General features: G+C 52.5%; 14 protein-coding genes. 6 read left to right on the top strand and 8 right to left on the bottom strand.

The window, feature by feature from the left end:
* Positions 1-23: 23 nt before the first annotated feature.
* From yidC to rpmH, 3 genes are all read right to left on the bottom strand, one after another.
* On the bottom strand, positions 24-1,712 hold the full coding sequence (gene yidC / locus ACT3TJ_RS09550) for a membrane protein insertase YidC (RefSeq protein WP_172118743.1): 1,689 nt from the start codon (positions 1,710-1,712) through the stop codon (positions 24-26).
* Between the two features lie 115 nt (positions 1,713-1,827).
* Positions 1,828-2,229, bottom strand: a complete 402-nt coding sequence (rnpA, locus tag ACT3TJ_RS09545; protein ID WP_193056894.1) for a ribonuclease P protein component — start codon at positions 2,227-2,229, stop codon at positions 1,828-1,830.
* Between the two features lie 13 nt (positions 2,230-2,242).
* Positions 2,243-2,377: a 50S ribosomal protein L34 gene (rpmH, locus tag ACT3TJ_RS09540; protein WP_172118745.1), complete on the bottom strand. Its 135-nt coding sequence runs from the start codon at positions 2,375-2,377 to the stop codon at positions 2,243-2,245.
* Between the two features lie 532 nt (positions 2,378-2,909).
* Here rpmH and dnaA point away from each other — a divergent pair.
* From dnaA to gyrB, 4 genes are all read left to right on the top strand, one after another.
* The gene (dnaA, locus tag ACT3TJ_RS09535; protein WP_192526760.1) at positions 2,910-4,373 is read left to right on the top strand and encodes a chromosomal replication initiator protein DnaA; all 1,464 of its coding nucleotides are present in this window, start codon (positions 2,910-2,912) and stop codon (positions 4,371-4,373) included.
* 58 nt (positions 4,374-4,431) lie between these two features.
* Positions 4,432-5,535, top strand: a complete 1,104-nt coding sequence (dnaN, locus tag ACT3TJ_RS09530) for a DNA polymerase III subunit beta (protein ID WP_087106978.1) — start codon at positions 4,432-4,434, stop codon at positions 5,533-5,535.
* A 97-nt stretch (positions 5,536-5,632) separates the two neighbouring features.
* The gene (gene recF, locus ACT3TJ_RS09525; RefSeq protein ID WP_444665675.1) at positions 5,633-6,736 is read left to right on the top strand and encodes a DNA replication/repair protein RecF; all 1,104 of its coding nucleotides are present in this window, start codon (positions 5,633-5,635) and stop codon (positions 6,734-6,736) included.
* 39 nt (positions 6,737-6,775) lie between these two features.
* Entirely contained in the window at positions 6,776-9,196 is a 2,421-nt protein-coding gene (gene gyrB / locus ACT3TJ_RS09520) for a DNA topoisomerase (ATP-hydrolyzing) subunit B (RefSeq protein ID WP_193056893.1), read from the top strand.
* A gap of 102 nt (positions 9,197-9,298) precedes the next feature.
* Here gyrB and gmhB read toward each other — a convergent pair whose 3' ends face one another.
* The 4 genes from gmhB to glyQ all read right to left on the bottom strand — a co-directional run bounded on the left by gmhB (position 9,299) and on the right by glyQ (position 13,967).
* Entirely contained in the window at positions 9,299-9,862 is a 564-nt protein-coding gene (gene gmhB, locus ACT3TJ_RS09515; protein ID WP_193053430.1) for a D-glycero-beta-D-manno-heptose 1,7-bisphosphate 7-phosphatase, read from the bottom strand.
* Between the two features lie 11 nt (positions 9,863-9,873).
* Positions 9,874-10,662 (bottom strand): hypothetical protein, encoded by a 789-nt coding sequence (locus tag ACT3TJ_RS09510; protein WP_192526757.1) that lies wholly within the window; start codon positions 10,660-10,662, stop codon positions 9,874-9,876.
* 279 nt (positions 10,663-10,941) lie between these two features.
* Positions 10,942-13,008, bottom strand: a complete 2,067-nt coding sequence (gene glyS / locus ACT3TJ_RS09505) for a glycine--tRNA ligase subunit beta (protein ID WP_193056891.1) — start codon at positions 13,006-13,008, stop codon at positions 10,942-10,944.
* On the bottom strand, positions 13,008-13,967 hold the full coding sequence (gene glyQ / locus ACT3TJ_RS09500; RefSeq protein WP_192526755.1) for a glycine--tRNA ligase subunit alpha: 960 nt from the start codon (positions 13,965-13,967) through the stop codon (positions 13,008-13,010). Before glyQ ends, glyS begins: the two co-directional genes overlap by 1 nt.
* A 111-nt stretch (positions 13,968-14,078) precedes the next feature.
* On the opposite strand from glyQ, the gene rfaD reads away from it, so the two are divergent.
* Positions 14,079-15,035 carry an ADP-glyceromanno-heptose 6-epimerase gene (rfaD, locus tag ACT3TJ_RS09495; RefSeq protein ID WP_192526754.1) on the top strand — a complete coding sequence of 319 codons (957 nt, stop codon included), beginning with the start codon at positions 14,079-14,081 and terminating at the stop codon, positions 15,033-15,035.
* Positions 15,028-16,074: a lipopolysaccharide heptosyltransferase II gene (waaF, locus tag ACT3TJ_RS09490; protein WP_193056889.1), complete on the top strand. Its 1,047-nt coding sequence runs from the start codon at positions 15,028-15,030 to the stop codon at positions 16,072-16,074. The genes rfaD and waaF overlap by 8 nt, the downstream gene beginning before the upstream one ends.
* On the opposite strand, the gene ACT3TJ_RS09485 is transcribed toward waaF, so the two are convergent.
* The gene (locus ACT3TJ_RS09485; RefSeq protein ID WP_193056888.1) at positions 16,064-17,716 is read right to left on the bottom strand and encodes a sulfatase-like hydrolase/transferase; all 1,653 of its coding nucleotides are present in this window, start codon (positions 17,714-17,716) and stop codon (positions 16,064-16,066) included. The two genes, waaF and ACT3TJ_RS09485, sit on opposite strands and share 11 nt — an antisense overlap.
* Between the last annotated feature and the right edge of the window lie 65 nt (positions 17,717-17,781).

Raw genomic sequence — 17,781 nt, 5'->3', positions numbered from 1 at the left:
TCTGGGAGCGTGGTTAACAAGGATTACTTGGTTCGCATTCCTTTACCCACACTGGGGTCTTTTTCGATACTACGCGTAATAAAGTACTGTTGCGCGACCGAAATGATGTTGTTGGTTACCCAGTAGATGACCAGACCCGCCGGGAACCACAGGAAGAAGAAGGTGAAGATAATCGGCAGCATCTTCATGATCTTCGCCTGCATGGGGTCCGGAGGTGTTGGGTTCAGCAGCTGCTGAACATACATGGATATACCCATCAGTATTGGCAGGATGAAGTAAGGATCCTTCACCGATAGATCGTGAATCCAGAAGATAAACGGCGCATGGCGCAGCTCTACCGACTCCAGCAACATCCAGTAAAGCGCGATAAACACCGGCATCTGTATGACGATGGGTAAGCAGCCACCTAAAGGATTGATCTTCTCCTTTTGGTAGAATTTCATCATCTCTTGAGACATTTTCTGACGATCATCGCCATAGGTCTCTTTAAGACGCTGCATTTCCGGGCCCAGTTTCCGCATGCGTGCCATTGACTTATAAGCCTTGGCAGACAGCGGGAAGAGCACCAGCTTAACCACAACCGTCAGCAGAACAATTGACCAGCCCCAGTTGCCCACGATGTCGTGGATCTTATCCAGCAACCAGAACAGCGGGTTGGCAATAAACCATAACCAGCCATAGTCAACGGTCAGGCGCAGGTTGGGTGCCACTTGCTCAAGGTGATCCTGAACCTTGGGACCCATGTAGAGCGTGGCGCCCAGTGTCGCTTCACCTTCCGCCGCAATGTTGCTGGTGGGGCCTGCAAACGCCACCACGTTACGGTCACTTGAGTCAGTGGTGACGTAGTAAAGGTTTTGTTGGTCTTGGGGCGGTGCCCAGGCAGAAACAAAGTAGTGCTGGATAAGCGCAATCCAGCCGCCCTGGGCTTCACGATTTTCAAAGTTACGGTTTTGAATGTCTTCAAAATCGATCTTTTCATAACGTTCGTCTGGCGTTGAGTACGCTGCCCCAATATAGGAGTTCATACCCATGGCAACGCCGCTTGACGGGTCAGGGCTGTTATCACGCGCTAATTGGCCAATAAAACGAGCACTTACCGGCGCATCGGTATTATTGGCAATATAGTAATCAACATTGACCGCGTAATTTCCACGTTCGAATGTAAGACGCTTGATAATATCAACGCCGTTAACGTCTGCCCGTAAATCAACGACCAGCTGGTCATCATCATCTGCCAGACGATAGGCATTGCTTTCCGGGGTAAATTCAATACGACTTGCTTGCCCATCCAGCTGTAGGCCGGAACGTGCAACATAGCTACGCGTTGAATTATCCGAGAGCAACACATAGTTGCGTTCAGTATCCAGCGTCATTTTATGCTGAGGTAACGCAGCATAAATAATGTCGCCGCCGTGCGGGTCAATGCGCACGTCGAGAACATCGGTAGCCACTGCAATAAAGTCACGGCTAGATGTTTCGCTTTCAGTATTGCTTGCCAGCCCGTCGTCTACCGCACTGTTGGGTGCCGACGTTGACGGAACCGTCAGGTCGTTACTGCTTTCAGCATTGGCTGAGGGGGCGTCACTACTGCTTTGCGTAATTTCAGGCGTCGAGTCGTAATCTGTCGGCCCATAATCCTGATTCCACTGGATCACCAGTAGATAGGCAAGTACTGCCATTGGAATCAGTAAGAGAAGTCGTTTTACGTCCATGAGGGTTCTGCCCGCTGGGTGATGAACATGCTAATGGCGCAGTGTCATTTACTCGACCCATGACACACGAAAGCCTGCCAAGCGGCAGGCCGAGGTCGAGCGGCGAGGTGTGTCGTCAAGTGTCACGTGTTACGCCATCAAGCGGTGGTGCAATTGATAGCGTTTGCGCGTCACGCTGAAGGCGTTTCCACATACCATGCAACTGCCGACTAAGCGTTTCATTGTCGATATCCTGCACACCGCGCTTGGCTAATATCACAATATCCATGGAGGGAAGGTGATCCTGGCGAAGCCTGGCGGACTCTCGGACTAGACGCTTAAAGCGGTTGCGATCTACAGCGCGCTTTGCATTTTTCTTGCTGACAATTAGTCCAATGCGAGGATGCCCTCGGGTAGTCATGCGCGCTAACGCCATCATACCTTTGCCATGAACTTTAAGGTCAGCTTGTTCAAACACGTGACTAAAATCCCCAGCGTTTAAAAGACGCAAACGCCGGGGAAAGCCTTGAGGCGGCACACGCAATCCGAGATCAGGCGCTCAGACGCTTGCGGCCTTTCGCACGGCGGCGAGAGATAACGGCACGGCCGTTTTTGGTTGCCATGCGAGCACGGAAGCCATGCATGCGCTTGCGTTTGAGAACGCTGGGTTGAAAAGTGCGTTTCATAACTCGTAATTCCCACGTGGTTTAGGACGGATGTGAATCCAAAAGACCCGGCCCAGTGAGGAAACTAGCCGGGGAGTTTCAATTCAAGACCGGAAATTGTAGAGGCTTCCCGCGCCGGGTGCAATTTTTCCTTGCATAAAAACCAACAAAAAGGCAGTGGGCATGGGGCCTGCCGGCTTTTTTACGCGAAAATCAAAACAGCTATTATTACTAATAAGGTTTTTAAATCTTGTTGTTATTAATAGTGGGGATACTATTTGTGGATAAGTGAATAATAAATAGGTTAATCAATATGATAAAATCATAAAAACAATGTGCATAAGTGTCGTATAAGCGGTCTATAAACTGTTGTTTTGATGTGTGTAGAGATGTGGGAAAACGCTAAAAACGGATCTGTCCCCACTCCATCAGCGGGTTGTCCCACGTGCTTACGATAAGTTGTCCACAGGCATAATTGTTAGCCAAACCCGTGTGGATAACCAAGCTTTAGAGCGCTACAATGGTCGGCCGTTTTCAACTGATGGTGAGATGAGTGTCACTCGCGCTTTGGCAACAGTGCCTGGACTACCTGCAGGACGAATTGAATTCTCAGCAATTCAATACCTGGATACGTCCCTTGCAGGCAGAAGAAGGAGAGTCCAATGAGTTGCGCTTACTGGCGCCTAATCGCTTTGTGCGCGATTGGGTGAGTGACAAGTATGCCAAGCGAATCAGTGAGCTGATCCGCGAGCTTGCGCCGTCTAAACCACCCAAAGTAAGCCTGACCGTAGGTAGCCGTCGTCCAGTAGCGGCAGTCCCCCAGCCGCGTGATTTGGGTAATCCTGTTTCCGCTTCAACCTCGGCGCCTTCAGTGCATACGCCCCCGCGCGGTGATATTGCCGATGAGCGTGAAATTGATCAGCTGCGTGAGCGTGAAGAAACGCCGCGCCGGCGGACTAACGAGCGTCAGGTCCAGGTCGAAGGTAGTCTTAAGCACGGCAGTGGGCTGAACCCCAATTTTACGTTTGATACCTTCGTGGAAGGTAAATCCAACCAACTGGCGCGTGCGGCGTCTCGGCAGGTTTCAGAAAATCCGGGTGGTGCCTATAACCCACTATTTCTATACGGTGGGGTAGGTCTGGGTAAAACGCACTTGATGCACGCCGTAGGCAATGCGCTGGCTGGCCGCCGGGAAAATGCCCGGGTGGTGTATCTGCATTCTGAGCGTTTTGTTGCCGATATGGTCAAGGCACTTCAGCTTAATGCGATCAACGACTTCAAACGCTTTTATCGCAGTGTTGATGCGTTACTCATTGATGATATTCAATTTTTTGCTGGCAAGGAGCGCTCCCAAGAGGAGTTTTTCCATACCTTTAATGCGCTTTTGGAAGGCGGCCAGCAAATGATTCTCACCTCTGATCGTTATCCAAAGGAGATCAGTGGTGTTGAGGAGCGCCTGAAATCGCGCTTTGGATGGGGCTTGACGGTGGCTATTGAGCCGCCCGAACTTGAAACCCGCGTAGCCATCTTGATGAAAAAAGCCGACCAGGCCAAAGTTGATTTACCTCATGATGCGGCCTTCTTTATTGCTCAAAAAATTCGCTCGAACGTACGTGAATTGGAAGGGGCACTGAAAAAAGTGATTGCTGACTCACACTTTATGGGTAAGCCGATTACCCAGGACTTTATTCGTGAGTCGCTAAAAGATTTACTCGCGCTACAAGATAAGCAGGTGGGTGTAGATAATATCCAGCGCACAGTCGCCGAGTATTACAAAATCAAGGTGGCAGATTTATTATCCAAGCGACGCTCGCGCTCAGTCGCTCGCCCCCGGCAGGTGGCCATGGCGCTAGCCAAGGAATTGACCAATCATAGTTTGCCGGAAATTGGCGATGCGTTTGGTGGCCGTGATCATACAACGGTACTTCACGCTTGCCGCAAGGTGAAAGCCTTGCAAGAGGAGAGCGCGGATATTCGCGAAGATTACAAAAATCTGTTGCGCCTTTTAACCAGCTAAATCATCCATGGGATTGGCCTGCCGTCTGCAGGTTTTCAGGATATAAACCGGAGTGTTGATGAAATTTTCCATTTCCCGAGAGGCATTGCTGCGTCCGCTGACTCTGGTGGCAGGCGTGGTAGAACGGCGCCAAACGCTACCTGTACTGTCTAATGTGCTGATTCAGGTCGAAGGTGACCAGGTCGCACTAACCGGTACGGACCTTGAGGTTGAACTCATCGGGCGTACTGTCGCAAGCCAGGTTGACCAGCCAGGGGCGGCAACCGTGCCTGCTCGTAAGCTGATGGATATTTGTAAATCGCTGCCTGATCAGTCCGATATCCAACTGACCGTTGAAGATGGCCGAGCGGTGCTGCGCAGCGGTCGTTCACGCTTTACGCTCTCGACATTACCGGTGGCTGAATTCCCCAATATTGAAGATGCCGATAGCAGTCAGGAGTTAAGCGTTCCACGGGGCACGTTAAAGCATCTTATTGAAACCACATCATTTGCCATGGCGCAGCAGGATGTTCGCTACTATCTCAATGGCATGCTGTTGGAAATTCAAAGTAACTTGCTACGCACGGTGGCGACAGACGGCCACCGCTTGGCGATGTGTTCACGTCCTGTTGATGTCGCGGTTAGCCAGCCGCAGAAGCTGATTGTACCTCGTAAGGGTATTCTTGAGCTTTCGCGCCTGTTGGATGATAGCGATGAGCCGGTAAGCCTGACGTTGGGTTCAACCCATGTGCGTGCTCATACCGGTGACTTCACCTTTACGTCCAAGCTGATTGACGGGAAGTTCCCTGACTATGAGCGCGTCGTACCACGCAATGGCGATAAGGTGCTCATTGCTGAACGCGCCGAGTTGCGTCAGGTGCTGTCACGTACGGCGATTCTCTCCAATGAGAAGTATCGAGGTGTGCGCTTATACCTGGAAGAGGGCAACCTTAAGGTCATGGCGAATAACCCTGAACAGGAAGAAGCCGAAGAGAACGTGGCCGTCGAATATAACGGCTCTGCGATGGAAGTCGGCTTCAACGTGGGCTATTTGGTTGACGTGCTTAGCGTACTAAATGAAGACAGAGTGCAAATAACGCTGGCCGACCCTAATAGCAGTGCGCTGCTTGAAGAGCCGGGTGGTGGCGATGCGCTGTATGTTGTTATGCCCATGCGGTTGTAATATAGCGTTTCATAAATGCCAAACGGGGCGGCGCTTCTGGTAGCAGGGGCGCCGCTTTCTCTTGAGGGTTGGTTACGCCTTTTACCCGAGTGTTTACATGAGCTTGAGTCAGCTTAACTTCCAAGGGTTACGGAATTTAGCGCCGCTGGATATGCATCCTTCTCGGGGGATCAATATCATCACTGGGCTGAACGGAAGTGGCAAAACCAGCCTGCTGGAAGGCATTCATGTTTTGGGGATGGGGCGCTCGTTTCGTACCCGTCAGCTAAAGCATGCCATCCAATCTGATGTGGCACATATGACGCTCTACGGGCGCCTGGAAGGGGAACCAGAGATTTCCATAGGGGTGCGCCGGTTACGGGCTCAGCGTGAACTAGAGCTGCGTTTGCGTGGGGATAAGGGGGTACGCTTGGCCGAGCTGGTCGAGGCGATGCCTTTGCAACTAATCAATCCTGACGCTTTTAGGCTTCTTGAAGGGTCCCCAGCCGGACGGCGCGAGTTTCTTGACTGGGGAGTGTTTCACGTGAAACATCACTTTCTGGAAGCATGGAAGCGTACACGCCGAGCAGTGAAACATCGGAACGCATTACTCAGGCGTGGTAGAATAGACCCACAGGAAATGGCGGCCTGGGAACAAGAATTGGCGCTATGGGGCGAGGTAGTCGATAGGTTGCGGTTTGAATGGTTTAGTGAGTTTCTGCCTGTCTTTGAAGAAACGCTGAATGTACTTCTTCCATTACCTGGCTTAAAACTTAACTACGCTCGAGGATGGGACAAACAGAAAACGCTGGCTGATGTGCTTCAGGATAACCGAGTCACCGATCAGCAAAAGGGGTTTACCCAACAAGGCCCTCAGCGTGCCGATTTGCGTATCAGGCTTAATAAACAGCCTGCTGTTGAAGTACTTTCCAGAGGCCAGCAAAAGCTAGTGGTAAGCGCACTCAAGCTTGCCCAGGGGCGGTTTCTGGAAAGAACGGCACAGCGTCACTGCATTTATTTAATTGATGATTTGCCAGCAGAGCTGGATGTGCAACACCAACAGCGTTTCTGTCAGTTGCTTGAAGAGATGCAGTGTCAGGCATTTATTACCAGCGTCGACCCCGCCGCATTACAACCTATGTGGCAATCTAAAACCCTGGTTAGCATGTTTCACGTGAAACATGACCCGCAAGGGCTTGGCCAGTTGGTGCAAGATGGGTAGACGATACGGGACAAGACAGACTTCACGACGGAGTGGTCAATGAGCGAACAGGCTTACGATTCATCAAGCATCAAGGTGCTCAAAGGACTGGATGCAGTACGCAAACGTCCTGGTATGTACATCGGTGATACCGACGACGGCACCGGGTTGCACCACATGGTCTTCGAGTTGGTGGATAACTCCATCGATGAGGCTTTGGCGGGCCATTGTAGTGAAATTCGCGTGGTTATTCATGCCGATGAGTCGGTAACCGTTAGCGATAATGGTCGCGGTATTCCTACCGAGCTGCACGAAGAGGAGGGCGTCTCTGCCGCAGAAGTCATCATGACCGTGTTACACGCGGGCGGTAAGTTTGACGATAACTCTTATAAAGTATCTGGCGGTCTTCACGGTGTGGGTGTCTCCGTGGTTAATGCGCTTTCTGAAGAGCTACGCTTAACCATCTGGCGCCAGGGCGAAGTGTTTGAGCAGATTTATCACCATGGCGTGCCTCAGGCACCGCTTAGCGTGGTGGGTAAAACGGAAAAAACCGGATCACGTGTTCATTTCCGCCCTTCCCAGAACACCTTTGCTAATATTGAATTCCATTACGATATTTTGGCCAAACGCCTGCGTGAGCTGTCGTTTCTGAACTCTGGCGTTGCCATTCGGCTAATGGATGATCGCAGCGGTAAGGAAGAGCTGTTTCATTACGAAGGCGGCTTGAAAGCCTTTGTTGATCACCTCAACTCCAATAAAACGGTTCTGAACCCTGTTTTCCACTTTACTGCCTCGCGGGAGGACGGTGTTGAAGTCGAAGTGGCAATGCAGTGGAGCGACGTCTTTACGGAAAGCATCTTCTGTTATACCAATAATATTCCTCAGCGTGATGGCGGCACTCACTTGGCCGGCTTCCGGGCAGCACTGACGCGCACGATGAATAACTACATCGAAGCGGAAGGCCTGCTCAAAAAAGCCAAGGTAAGCACGGCGGGTGATGATGCTCGTGAAGGCTTAACGGCGATTGTTTCTGTCAAAGTGCCTGACCCGAAATTCTCTTCACAAACCAAGGACAAGCTGGTGTCCAGTGAAGTGAAAACAGCCGTTGAGCAGGAAATGGGTCGCCTGTTTTCTGACTACCTGATTGAAAAGCCTAACGAAGCCAAAGCAATCGTTAATAAAATGCTGGATGCGGCGCGTGCGCGTGAAGCGGCACGTAAGGCCCGGGACATGACGCGGCGTAAAGGCGCGCTGGATATTGCAGGTCTGCCGGGCAAACTTGCTGATTGCCAGGAGAAAGACCCCAGCCAGTCAGAACTCTACCTGGTGGAGGGCGACTCGGCCGGTGGCAGTGCCAAGCAGGGGCGTGACCGCCGCACTCAGGCCATTTTGCCGCTTAAAGGTAAAATCCTGAACGTCGAAAAAGCGCGTTTTGACAAAATGCTTTCGTCAGCTGAAGTGGGTACGCTCATCACCGCGCTAGGCTGTGGTATCGGCCGCGAAGAGTTTAACCCCGATAAACTCCGTTATCACTCCATCATCATCATGACCGATGCGGATGTCGACGGTTCGCATATTCGTACCTTGCTACTGACCTTCTTCTTCCGGCAAATGCCGGAGCTGATTGAGCGCGGCCATATTTTTATTGCCCAGCCGCCGCTCTATAAGATCAAGCGAGGCAAGCAAGAGCTCTATCTTAAAGATGAGCAGGCCATGGTCGATTACTTGACCACGACAGCGCTGGATGGCGCAGGCCTATATGTGAATGCGGACGCGCCGGGTATCTCCGGTTCGCAGCTGGAAGCCCTGGTAAACCAGTATCGCAACGTGATGAAGCGTATCGATCGCCTGGCGCGCGTTTACCCGATTGAAGTATTGAAGCAGATCATCCATGTCACAGGATTGCAGGGCGAGGCGAGTCTTAAAGATCGTGTCACCATGGAAAACTGGATTGCTGAACTGCAAAAAGTCATGGATGACATGGTGGCCTATGAAGGCGGGCCGCGTTACACCTTCTATCTGAAAGAAGATGAGGAGCGTGGCTTGTTATTGCCTACCGTGTCGCTTATTGCGCATGGCGTGACTACCGAGTACGACTGGGGCCTGGACTTCTTTGAAAGTGCGGATTATCGGGCTATTTCAGCGCTGGGTGATACCCTTAATGGGCTGCTTGAAGAGGGCGCCTTTATTTCCCGTGGCGAGCGTCAGAAGCCTGTGGCTCACTTCTCCGAGGTGTTGCAGTGGCTAATGCAGGAAGGTCAGCGTGGCCTTTCGGTACAGCGCTATAAAGGGCTGGGCGAAATGAACCCAGATCAGCTTTGGGAAACCACCATGGACCCGGATAGCCGCCGTATGCTGCGTGTTACGGTTGAAGACGCCGTCGCCGCCGATATGATGTTTAACACCTTGATGGGTGATGATGTAGAGCCACGGCGTAACTTTATCGAAAGCAATGCCTTGGTCGCTAATCTGGACGTATAAGGCACCGAGCGAAGCTCGCATAACATGTTTCACGTGAAACATTGTTTGAAATGAAAAATGCCGCTGGCTTAAAGCCAGCGGCATTTTTTTGAGCTATAAAATTCAGCCGGATGAACGGGATAACAGCCAATCGACAAACTCGGCTAAATCTGTATAAACGTGGGCATTTTCCAGGCCTACGCCCTTGGCCAGTGTTTTCTCGCCTTTGCCAGTTTTTACTAATACCGACTGACAGCCACATGCTTCGCCCGCTTGCAGGTCGCGCAGGCTATCACCCACCATCCAACTGCCGGATAAGCTCGATAAACTTAGTGCACGCTGAATATCGTGCAGCAAGCCCGGTAAGGGTTTGCGGCACTCGCAGTCATCGGCGGGACCATGCGGGCAATAAGCGATATGCGCAATGGTTCCTCCTGCGGCATTGACCAACGCATTGAGACGGTCATGCATTTGACCGAGAACGCCTGCATCGTAATAACCGCGGCCAATGCCCGACTGATTCGTGGCTATCGCAACGGTGTAACCGGCTTGGGATAATTTAGCGATAGCATGGATGGAAGAAGGGTAGGGCAGCCACTCTTCGAGTGACTTTATATAGGCGTCAGAATCCTGATTAATGACGCCGTCACGATCAAGAATAACCAGCTGCTCGGGGGAGATAGGCATTGCGCGTTCCATTAAAGACGCTGATTAAGCATCGCCAACGCCTGCAACGTGACGCTAATTTTGCGGCCATCACTACCCAGGTATTTAAATGGGATTTTTTGCAAGCGGAGTAGTTTGGGCAGCGTTTTTTTAAACTGCTCTCGAACTTCCTGCCGGGCGCTGTGCAATCCATCAATCAGCGCAGGGGTTAAACGTTCGATTTGCATCGGTGATTTAGAGAGTTTGCCATAGAGTGAAAAGATAAAGCAGTACCAATCGCGCACCATGCAGTTGATTGGGGTATGTACTTTACCTGGATCCGTTTCAAAATCGATAAAGACAGTTTGGTCGTGGGTGATAAGGATATTGCGTGCGAACGCTTCACTCAGGTAGCAATTGCGCTCATGAACCGCGTTGAGTGCCTGAATGCTTTGACTAAGCGCTTTATCCACTTCCTCAACACTGCTCGCCTTTTTGAGCTTTTCCAGCAGTGTCACCGCGGGTTGTTCAGGCGACCCTGCATCCGCTAAAAGAAGGGCTTGAGGATTTTCGGCCAGGATGACGGGAACGGAGATACCTGCTTCACTTAAGGCTCTAATCCGTTGGGCCTCGGTGAAAATACTTTGCTCGCCGCCCAGGTTGGGGACCGGCTTTAACGCTTCAATATTAAACCATGCAGCCAATAACTTGAGCGGCGCATAGGCAAGCTGCGAGTTCCGTTTGGCGGCACGGTTTAACCACACCTTTTGGCCATTCAGCGTATGGGAAGCCATGCTAGCCTGTTGCTGGGGAAATGAGTCCAGTAGAAAGAGATCGTACACAGGGCAACTCCAGAGTGCTTATGCACCCAAGCAATAACACGCATTACGTCTATAAAGGGGAATTAACGCATCAGGAAAACTTTATTTTAGTAAAAATCGATTATTTTTTCACGGTGTTTCACGTGAAACAAACCAGCAGCGCGTGAAGAGACCTTCAAAGAGGAGCATCACGATTATACGTCACAGCCAGAAATGAGCGCGCTAAAAGGCAGGTAGGGGAAGGAGTGATAAGCGTGCTGCCGGTGGCATAAAAGCGACCGGCAGACGGTCGAGAGAGCGTTATTGGGGGAGCAGCGAAATATCAGCAACTTCCAGGAACAGTGCCTGAAGGCTCGCCAAAAGAGCAAGACGGTTATTGCGCACTGCTTCATCATCCGCCATGACCATCACCTGATCAAAAAATGCATCAACGGGTTCACGAAGCGTCGCCAGTACATCCAGCGCTTGCTGATAATCACCGGTACCAAACAGCGGGGCTACCTGCTCCTGGCGGCTGGTGACTGCCTTGAATAGTACCTGCTCGGCTTCCTCTTGCAGCAGGCTCGGGTCAACCTGAAGGTTGCCGTTGTGATCCTGCTTGCTCAGAATATTGGTCACGCGCTTGTTAGCGGTGGCTAACGCAGCTGCCTCTTCACGTTGAGCAAAGGCTTTCACCGCGCGCAGCCGGCGAGCGAAATCGAGCGGGTTGGTGACCGGGCGTGCACGCACCGCCAGGTACATCTCGGCGCTAATGCCTTCTTCCTGACCCCAGGCGCGGAAGCGATCCAGCATATAGGTCAGCACGTCCTCTACCAGCCCCTCAGCCTTGGGCAGCCCCTGATGCTGCTGAGCGGCGGCATCTAAAAGCTCGCGCAGATCAAGATTCAGCTCGCCCTTGATCAGGATATTCAACACGCCAATTGAGGCGCGGCGCAGGGCGAAGGGATCTTTTGCGCCGGTTGGACGCTGACCAATACCAAAGATACCTACCAGGGTGTCCAGGCGATCCGCCAAGGCCAGCGTTTGCCCGGTCAGGCTTTGCGGAATAGCATCGCTGGCAAAGCGTGGCAGGTACTGCTCTTCAATCGCTTGAGCAACATCCGCAGGCTCGCCGTCCTGCTCGGCGTAGTAGCGACCCATAATGCCCTGTAACTCAGGGAACTCGAGCACCATTTCGGTGACAAGGTCACACTTGGCAAGTGCCACAGCACGCTGTGCATTGGCAACGTCACCGTTGATCTTCTCAGCAATGAAAGTGGCAATAGCGGTGGTACGACGTGCTTTGTCGGCCAGTGTTCCCAACTGCTGCTGAAACACTACGCTTTCAAGTTGCGGAATGCGCGAAGCCAGGCTCTGCTTACGGTCGGTATCGTAGAAGAAGGCGGCATCCGCCAGGCGCGGACGAATGACTTTTTCGTTACCCGAAATTACCTGTTGTGGATCAGCGCTATCGATATTGGAGATAGTGATAAACAGCGGTTTGAGCTTGCCCTGGTCATCCAGCAGGTGGAAGTACTTTTGATTGGCCTTCATGGAGGAGATCAAACACTCCGCCGGGACCTCCAAAAAGCGCTCATCGAAACTGCCGGTAAGTGCGACCGGCCACTCCACCAAACCACTGACCTCAACGAGCAGGGTTTCGTCGATAACGGCATTGGCGTCCTGTACTTCCGCTTCGGCTAGTACTTGCTCGCGAATGCGTTCGCGACGCAGCTTGCGGTCCGCCAATACGTAAGCGTTTTCGAGCGTGGCCAGATAATCATCGGCGTGCTCAAGCTGAATCGCATTGGGGGCGTGGAAGCGGTGGCCATAGGTGGTGCGGCTAGCCTGTAATCCCAGCACTTCTGCGGCAATGACATCGCTGCCGTAAAGTGCGACCAACCAGTGTACCGGGCGGGAGAACTCAATACGTGATGCCCCCCAGCGCATATTTTTAGGTACAGGCAGGCCCTGAATGGCTTTACGCAGAATCTCGGGCAGAAGTGCTTGAAGGCTCTCACCCTGCTGCTGTTCGCGGTAGCCAAGCCAGGTGCCTTTGTCTGTTTCCAAGTGAATTAGCTCATCGACGCTAACACCACAGGAACGAGCGAAGCCTTCGGCTGCTTTGCTTGCAACACCGTCTTTAAAGGCGGCGGCCAGCGCCGGCCCACGACGCTCTACTTCGCGGTCAGGCTGTTTATCGGCAAGCTCGCTGACCTTGACGGCTAAACGGCGAGGCGTGGCGTAAGCGGTCACGTGCTGGAAAGGAATCTCGGCCTCTTGCAGGCCTTTTTCAATCCCCGCGGCAAATGCGTCAGAGAGTGCATCCAGCGCCGCGGGTGGCAGCTCTTCGGCGCCCAGTTCTAATAAAAGCGTATCAACAGCCATTATGCATCTCCCTGATCGGCAAGTAGTTCGCGGCGAAGCGCTTCTGGAGCCATGGGGAAACCTGCTGCTTTACGCGACTCAAAGTAGGTATGGGCAACATCCCGCGCCATGGTGCGTACGCGCAGAATAAAGCGCTGACGCTCGGTTACCGAAATAGCGTGACGGGCATCCAGAAGGTTAAAGGTGTGTGATGCCTTGAGTACCTGCTCATAAGCAGGTAAGGGCAGGTTGGCGGTCAGCAGCTTGGTACACTCACGCTCCTGGTGATCGAAGGAGGCAAACAGTTGATCGACGTCGGCATGCTCGAAGTTATAGGTCGATTGCTCACGCTCGTTCTGTAGATACACATCGCCATAGGTGACTTGGCTACCGTCCGGGGCAATCGCCCATACCAGGTCGTAAACGCTGTCAACGTTTTGCAGATACATGGCAATCCGCTCAAGACCATAGGTCAGCTCACCGGTAACGGGGTAGCACTCAATACCGCCCGCTTGCTGGAAATAGGTGAACTGGGTAACTTCCATCCCATTGAGCCATACTTCCCAACCCAGGCCCCAAGCGCCCAGCGTTGGCGATTCCCAGTTATCCTCAACAAAGCGCACATCGTGGATCAGTGGGTCCAGGCCTAAACGCTTTAGTGAGCCAAGATAAAGGTCCTGCAGATTACTTGGCGATGGCTTCATGACGACCTGAAACTGGTAGTAGTGCTGCAGGCGATTGGGGTTTTCGCCATAGCGGCCATCGGTTGGGCGGCGAGAAGGCTGAACGTAGGCCGCGTTCCAGCTTTCCGGGCCGATTGAGCGCAGGAAAGTAGCGGGATGAAAGGTGCCCGCGCCAACTTCCATATCAAGAGGTTGGAGAATGACGCAGCCCTGTTCTGCCCAGTACTGTTGCAGAGCAAGGATCAAGCCTTGGAAGGTCGACACATCAGGTGTCGATTGGTTTGTCGAGACACTCATCGCAGAAAGCACCGTTGGCCATGAATTCATAAGCCGTCAAGTATACAATCCTAGGCAGATGGGTTATAGGCACATAAGCCAACAGAACCGCTTTTGGTTAAGGAGAGCAAAATGATCGTTGTAACAGGCGGTGCCGGTTTTATTGGCGCAAACATCGTGAAAGCACTGAATGCGCGCGGCCGTAATGATGTCATGGTGGTGGATGACCTGCGCGACGGCACTAAATTTGTCAATTTAGCCGACTGTACGCTGGCCGATTACCTGGATAAAGATGACTTTCTTGCCAAGATAGAGGCCGCGTTGCGCGGTGAGATCACCGACTTGCCAAACATCGAGGCGATTTTTCATGAAGGGGCGTGTTCCGATACCACTGAGTGGGACGGCCAGTACATGATGAAAAATAACTTCGAGTACTCGAAGGTACTGCTGAATTATTGTGAGAAATTCGGTATCCCTTTCCTCTACGCATCATCCGCAGCGACCTATGGCGGCAGTGACGTCTTTAAAGAGGCGCCCGAGTACGAAAAACCGCTTAATGTCTACGGTTACTCCAAGCTGCTGTTTGATCAACATGTGCGCTCACGCTGGGAGTCGCTGACTACCCAGGTCGTTGGTTTCCGTTACTTCAACGTCTACGGCCCTCGTGAACAGCATAAAGGCAAGATGGCAAGTGTCGCCTACCATAACCATCTTCAAATCCGTAACGGCGAAACCCTGAAACTGTTTGGCGCCTATGGTGGTTATGAGGCTGGCATGCAGAGCCGGGATTTTGTGTACGTGGGCGATGTCGTCGACGTCAATCTATGGTTTTTGGATAACCCTCAAGCGTCTGGCATTTTTAACCTGGGAACTGGCCGAGCAGAGCCCTTTAAAGCGATTGGCGAAGCAGTCATCGACTTCTATGGCAAAGGCGAGATCAATTACATCGATTTTCCTGAGGAGTTGAAAGGCCGTTATCAAAGCTACACGCGTGCTGACATCAGTCATTTGCGTGAAGCCGGCTGCGATGTTGAGTTCAAAACCGTGGCCCAAGGGGTTGGCGCTTACCTGGAGTGGCTAAATGGCTAATTCCGCCAAGCGTCTGCTGGTGGTTGGCCCGTCATGGGTGGGCGATATGGTCATGGCGCAAAGCCTCTTTATGACGCTTAAAGCGCGTCAGCCTGATGCGACCATTGGGGTGGTTGCGCCCGCGTGGTCACAACCCATTTTAGAGCGTATGCCGGAGGTAGACGAAGTGCTCCCCTTGGCTGTTGGTCACGGCGAGTTTGGTTTGGCTAATCGCCGTGAACTCGCCAGCCAGCTAAAAGGGCGCTTTGATCGTGCCATTGTGCTGCCACGCTCCTGGAAAGCCGCCCTCGTTCCCTTCATGGCTCGCATTCCTGAGCGGGTGGGCTTTTTGGGCGAGCATCGCTATGGGCTTTTAAAAGAGCGCCGCAAGCTAGATAAGCAGGTTCTGGACCAGACCGTAAAGCGGTTTGTATCGCTGGGTTTGCCTCGTGATGAAGCGCTAAACGGGGATTTTCCGATCCCCAGGCCGCGTTTAATGATCGACCGGGATAATCTGGTTAATTTGCGCCTGGCTCATGCGCTGTCATCGCGGCCCGCCATTGGCATGATGCCCGGCGCAGAATATGGGCCTGCCAAGCAGTGGCCACTGGCCTATTTTCACAACCTGGCCGCGCAACTTATCAGCGACGGTTTTGAAATTCGGGTGCTGGGTGGGCCAAAAGATCATTCGGCAGGCGAGAGCATCGTGAAAGGGTTGCCCCATGCGCATAATTTATGCGGCAAAACGCAGTTAGCCGATGCGGTAGACCTGTTGGCCGACTGTCGGCAAGTGGTAACCAACGACTCAGGTCTCATGCATGTGGCCGCTGCCGTCGGCGTGCGCATTCATGCGCTTTACGGCTCTTCGTCACCGGCCTATACGCCGCCCTTGACCAACAACGCTGTCGCTCATTATTTGGGGCTCTACTGCTCGCCCTGCTTTAAGCGTGTTTGCCCGTTGGGACATACCAACTGCCTTAATCAGTTAGCGGTAGAGCAGGTCTATCAGGCGATGCAAGCCGACCCGCAGCGTGCCAGCGGCTTGATCATTAATGGGTGATGTTTACTTCGTCGGCCTGATCCGCTGGCGTTTCTGTCACTTGATCTGCCGAGGTATCTTCTGCTTCGCGGCGTTGGGGCGTTAGCCCTTCCCATAAGCGGTGCTGCAGGGCGGTTTCCTCACGCAAGCGCTCGTTGAGTGTTTCGATACCATGCACCTCAGCCAGCGTGGGTTTTTCACTGAGTAGTGAAGCACCCAGCCCTGCGCGGTGATCGTTCAAGGTAAAGCCGAGCGCTTCTAATATCGTTGGAAACACATCCAGCATTGTGGCATCGCGGCGAATACGCTGGGGCTCAATATAGTCGCCGAGCATAATCAGCGTGTTATCGCGGTCCAGGGCTGTCAGTTGATCCCATACGGAGACTCGCATGGTGAGGTGATCGCTGAGTACAACTACCAACGTATTATCCAAAAGCCCTTCGCGCTGTAACTGCTCAATAAATACCCGTGCTTCATGAGCCGAGCACTCCACTGAGTACAGAATATCCTGGCCATCAAATGTGCCCTGGCGGTCCTGGCAGGTTTGGGACGGAAACCCGCTCGGCGCATGGGCTGCCAGGTTAAGGTTCACCACTGCCCAGGGGCCGCTATCCTCTTCATTTAACCGGCGTATTTCATCAGCGGTAAAATTATAAAGCGTGTCGTCATGAAGCCCCCAGCTATTTAAATACTCTGGATCTTCCATGTCGGGTAAAAACTCTTCTTTCCCCTTTACGCTATTAAACTGATGACCGCGATAGAAAAGGCCTTTACCCGCGAACTGCGTACTAGCGCCCCCCAGATAGCTTAATTGATACCCTTGAGCAGCTAAAATATCACCCAGGCAGTCAACGCCTGGCACCACCTTTTTCAATGGCTCAAACTGTGTATCGTGTAAAAGCCCGGCAGGCATTAGCGGAACACCACACTGACTGGCGATCATTCCCGCCATGGTCCAGCCGGTGTTTTCCATTTGTCGGATACCTTCGAAAACCAGACCCTGTTCGCCCAGCGAATTCAAGTCGGCATAAGCGTCATCAAAAATCTCGTTGCTATAGGTACGCTCAAGGCTCTCCAGGTACATGATTAACAGATTAGGGGTATGCGACTGCTCGTTGGTCATGGGCGGCATATAACGTCGATTTAACCACTCTCTATCGTCAGCCACGACGGCAACGCTGCGTTGACCCAAACCATAAAGTAACGGGTTGGTCGCCAGCAAAATAATCGCAAAATAGCGCTCGGCTAGTCGCCAGCGCTGATCATGGCGTGAAAGCCACGTAATGGAGCATAAAATGCCCAGCATAGTCAGCGTATAAAGTACCGCGACCACCATTTTGCTGGCACCGCCGTGCTCCGCGATACCGGCCTGTAAATGAAAAAACACAGCGCCTAAATCGACATTGCCGAAGCTGTCAGCTAAATAAACGTACACGCCCATCAAGCTTAGCGGCACTAATGACCAGGGCCATACTTTTCGGTAGCGAGCATTTGCTGGGCGACCCCAGCTCAGCTTCAACCCCGTGCCGATCCAACCAGCGGCGATGAGAAAGAGAGCCCACCAGGGCAGGCGAGTTAACACGGTAGCGGCATAGCCTAGACTAAGGCCAATGGTCGCTAGTGGCAGCCAGGGAGTAAGTTTCAGAGTCCTTGAAGAGGGCATGCCATATCCTAATGCTATTGCAATTTTGATAAAAATGACGTTGTTGGTGCTAGTGCAATGTTACG

Source organism: Halomonas sp. AOP30-A1-24, from assembly GCF_052378165.1.
Classification (GTDB): domain Bacteria; phylum Pseudomonadota; class Gammaproteobacteria; order Pseudomonadales; family Halomonadaceae; genus Vreelandella; species Vreelandella citrativorans.
The sequence above is the reverse complement of the archived record's forward strand: the minus strand, read 5'-3'. Positions and strand labels throughout refer to the sequence as shown.